The organism is Bacteroides sp. MSK.20.82, assembly GCF_019052485.1.
Lineage (GTDB): Bacteria > Bacteroidota > Bacteroidia > Bacteroidales > Bacteroidaceae > Bacteroides > Bacteroides thetaiotaomicron.
The window spans coordinates 1-539 of the sequence record NZ_JAHQUN010000143.1; the positions used below are offsets into that span (position 1 = coordinate 1).

The following is a 539-nucleotide window of genomic DNA, read 5'->3' on the forward strand; positions in this document are numbered from 1 at the left end:
CGGTTATAGCCCACTATAACTACACGCTCCGCTTTCGTAGTTGTGGGCTCTCCCGAGGGGATTAGGGCTTTGCCCTAATGACCCACTCAGGGCGTTTCACCCCTGAGAACCCCGAACAAAGAGTGACCCTCTCTTTGCAATCTCCGCTTATGGGTTACCCCTAAGAACCCCTCTGCGAAAGCAAGCAGAATAATCAATTGCAAACAAAGAAAAGAAGCTATGGCAACAAAATCAAGCATACATATCAAGCCTTGCAGAATCGCATCGAGCGAGGCGCACAACCGAAGGACTGCCGAGTATATGCGTAATATCGGGGAGTCCAGAATCTATGTCGTTCCCGAACTTTCCACCGATAACGAACAGTGGATAAACCCCGACTTCGGCACTCCCGAACTGCAAACTCATTATAACAATATCAAGCAAATGGTCAAGGAAAAGACCGGACGTGCCATGCAGGAAAAGGAAAGGGAACGCAAGGGAAAGAATGGAAAGATTATCAAGGTGGCGGGATGTTCACCCATCCGTGAAGGAGTATTGCT

General features: G+C 48.8%; 1 pseudogene. It reads left to right on the forward strand.

The features are described from left to right. Positions 1-219: 219 nt before the first annotated feature. Positions 220-539: pseudogene (locus tag KTR07_RS28195) on the forward strand (mobilization protein); the annotation flags it as partial.